General features: G+C 61.9%; 3 protein-coding genes and 1 pseudogene. 2 read left to right on the top strand and 2 right to left on the bottom strand.

The annotated features are described in order from the left end of the window. The first annotated feature begins 406 nt into the window (after positions 1-406). Both GR702_RS21860 and GR702_RS21855 read left to right on the top strand, forming a co-directional pair. A complete protein-coding gene (locus tag GR702_RS21860) occupies positions 407-1,252 on the top strand; it encodes a 23S rRNA (adenine(2030)-N(6))-methyltransferase RlmJ (protein WP_160987614.1) in 846 nt (281 codons plus the stop codon). 49 nt (positions 1,253-1,301) lie between these two features. Beyond that, complete coding sequence (locus GR702_RS21855) at positions 1,302-1,622, top strand: hypothetical protein (RefSeq protein WP_160987615.1); 321 nt, start codon at positions 1,302-1,304, stop codon at positions 1,620-1,622. Positions 1,623-2,303: 681 nt separating this feature from the next. Here the strand turns inward: GR702_RS21855 and GR702_RS22215 are convergent. Both GR702_RS22215 and GR702_RS22210 read right to left on the bottom strand, forming a co-directional pair. Then, positions 2,304-2,738: a site-specific integrase gene (locus GR702_RS22215; RefSeq protein ID WP_202408432.1), complete on the bottom strand. Its 435-nt coding sequence runs from the start codon at positions 2,736-2,738 to the stop codon at positions 2,304-2,306. Then, positions 2,704-3,154: pseudogene (locus tag GR702_RS22210) on the bottom strand (hypothetical protein); the annotation flags it as partial. The gene GR702_RS22215 and the pseudogene GR702_RS22210, both read right to left, overlap by 35 nt.

Here is a 3,154-nt window from a genome sequence, read left to right as displayed (position 1 = left end):
CTGACCACGACACGATCAGATCCGCCTGCACATCACCATCACGTCGCATCGCCATCGTCGCTGACCGCCTTCTTTCCGTATCCAGGCTGAATCAGATCACACCGACTTCGTCAACGCGCTGTTAGGCGCCCCAACAAGGAAAGCTGACAAGCCGCACTTGGGCAACCAGCTTCGAACCCGGAGCGACCGATAGGGGTCGGGTCTCCACCTCCAGTGACGATCGCTGACGCAGGCTTTGAGCCTTGCGCCGAAATGCGATGTAGGACTCTATACGGGTGCCGGAATGGTTGCTTCAATCGCGTCGCGCTCCGCTTCCGCGCCTGACAAGAAAAGCACCATCATAACTTCGCTTTGCAGAAGGTTCAGCAGCTCGTCTAAGGGCCGACCGTCTGGATTTCGAGTCACCATGAATTATCGCCATTCCTTCCACGCCGGCAACAGCGCCGATGTCGTAAAGCACAGCCTCCTGATCGCACTGGTGCGCGCGTTGCAGCACAAGCCGGGCGCGCTGACCCTGATCGACACCCATGCCGGCTGCGGGCTATACGACCTTGGCGGTAACGATGCGCAGCGCACCGGCGAGGCGACGCAGGGCGTGCTGCGGGCCTTTGCCGACGCGAACCCCTTGCTTGACGACTACCGTGCCGCCGTGCAGGCAGTGAATACGGGCGCGGTAAATGCGGGGAACGAACCCCGCCTGTACCCTGGTTCGCCGCAGTTTCTGGCGCAGCTCCTGCGCCCGCAGGACGCCCTGATCCTCAACGAAAAGCACCCGGACGACGCCAGCACCCTGCGGGGCGCGATGCGCGGCTCCGGCGCGGCCATCCATGAACGCGACGCCTACGAACTCTGGCTGGCGATGGTGCCGCCCCGGACGTCTCGCGGCGTGGTTGTGGTGGATCCGCCCTATGAGCAGACGGACGAACGCGCGCGCATCACCGCCACCCTCGCCGCCGCCCACCGCAAATGGGCGCATGGCGTGACGGTGATCTGGTATCCGCTGAAAGACAGCGCCACGCACCAGCGGTGGAAGGCGCAACTCCGCAAGCTGGGCATCCCGAAATTTCTGGTGGTGGAGCATTGGCTGTACAACAGCGAGCAGCCCGGCATCTATAACGGCGCGGGCCTCTTTATCGTCAATCCGCCCTACGCTTTCACGCAGGCGCTGCCGCCGCTGCTGGAAGCGTCGCGCGCGGCGCTGGCGCCCGAAGGGCATCAGGGCGAGATGCTGTGCGGTTGGCTGGACGACTAGGCGTACGGATGCGGGGTGGAGTGCTACCGCCGGCATGCTAAGGGCGGGCATGCTTCATAAACATGGCCGTGGTGGCACCGTCGAAATCGACGGGTCCAAATATGACTGGGAACTCGTCAGCGATCCCCAATTGTCCTCTTCCGATGGCTGGAAGGGCATGACGATTTCTCTGCGCCAGCACGGCATGGCGCGCGAAGCGGTGCTGGAATTTCCGGCTCCGAAGCGCCTGCTGAAAGGGTTGCCGAAAGGGCGTCTGCATATCAACGACGCGATTGCCTCGCGCGGCGTGCGGGCAGCCCTGTCGGCCGGATGGGATCCTGCATCGCGCGGCAAGCCCGTCGTGTTCATGGTCGATGCCGACGGCAATTAACGGACGCAAATCGTGGACTCCCTAACCGCGTATGTAGCGTTTGTCGGACAACATCGTACCATTCCTACTTGGTGACCGACAAAGCAGACGGGCTGCACCTGGGGAATGGAAAGCGGCGTTTGTGTGACCGAAAAGGATCGTTGGTAGGCGGGACGTGGGACGATCCGGTCGTTCTCGGAAGTCAGAGCGAACGTCCGGTTTCGCACGCGACCTGCCGGTTAGCGGACGGACCACACCTAGGAACGGAAAATTGGCGGCTGAATGGCGATAAAGGGTCGTGAGCCGCCGGAACCAAACCGTTAACGGTCAGCAACCAGATGTTGATCTGAATGTCGTGAACAAGCGAATAGTACCTCGAATTCCTGACCGCTTGAACCTTGAACGATAACCGCTGCTTCAGCCGGGCACAGCAGCCCAAATGCCATTTGATGGCCGGATGAAGCCGAACAGCACGTTCGTGCACGCATCAGCGCCGCAAGGGCGCTGCTGCGAGGCGCCCTTGCAAGGGGATGCGCCGGCGCGTCGGCGAGTGCCGCGCTGAAGAGCGACTAGACGTCCATCAGATCATCATCTTCGAATGCCACGGACACAGGCTCCGGCGGCGCTTAGGCGTGACCTTGCGCACATTCACCGAAGCGGCGCTGATCATGTTCTTGATGTGGGCGGCATAGTGGCTCTGGATCATCTCCACGCTGTGCGGCGGTTTCGAGCGACCGCGTAGACATCAGCGCCTTCCATGAGCCGCAAACAGATATAGGTATGGCGTAGCGAGTACGCGGTTCGGGCTTTGCCGTCCCGATCCAGCTTGAGCTCGGCCCGGGCGAGCACGCCGTTGAACAGCTTCACATGATTGCCGGGAAAGACCTTGTCCGTCGACTTGGGCAGTTCAACTCCGGGCGTTTCAGGCGCCGCATCAATTCCGACCCAGCGCCTTCGCTGCGCCGCGCGGCGGCTTTCCCCTTGCGCAGGCTTGGGGCGATTGAGCAGCCGCTCATAGGGACGCACGGCATTGAGCATACTTTTGCAAAATCCCACCCCACGCTTGCCGCGAACCTCGATTAACAAAATCTTTTGTCCGGTCTCATCGTCGATGAGATTCGACGTCACGGTGCTCAAGGTTGGAGGCCTCATCGGGCCCGAGACCCGTGTTGGCCATGAACAGGACATAGTCATGTACCTGCTGCGCGTTCCACGCAAAGTGCGCATGGAACGGCTCCTTGGCATAGGCCCCGGTGGCCTTGTAGAGGTCCTTGTACTCCGCAGGACTGAACCAGGGCCGATGCTCCGCCTTGCTTGAAGCCCGATAAGGGCTGGAGATGTCGGGCAGATGCGACAACCAGCCACGGCTCACGACGGTGCGCAGCACCTGGGGCAGCGTCCCGATTTCGTTGCGAAGGGTTTTTCGGGCGCACGACTGCAGATCGAGTGGAGCATCAATCCGGCCGATTGCGGGGGTTTCTCGCTCGATCTTGCATGGTCGGAGCAGGGCGTTCCCGCCATCGACTGCACGCCGGCGCGAAGAGGCTTTGGCA

The sequence above is a fragment of the Novosphingobium silvae genome (assembly GCF_009856825.1).
Lineage (GTDB): Bacteria > Pseudomonadota > Alphaproteobacteria > Sphingomonadales > Sphingomonadaceae > Novosphingobium > Novosphingobium silvae.
The sequence above is the reverse complement of the archived record's forward strand: the minus strand, read 5'-3'. Positions and strand labels throughout refer to the sequence as shown.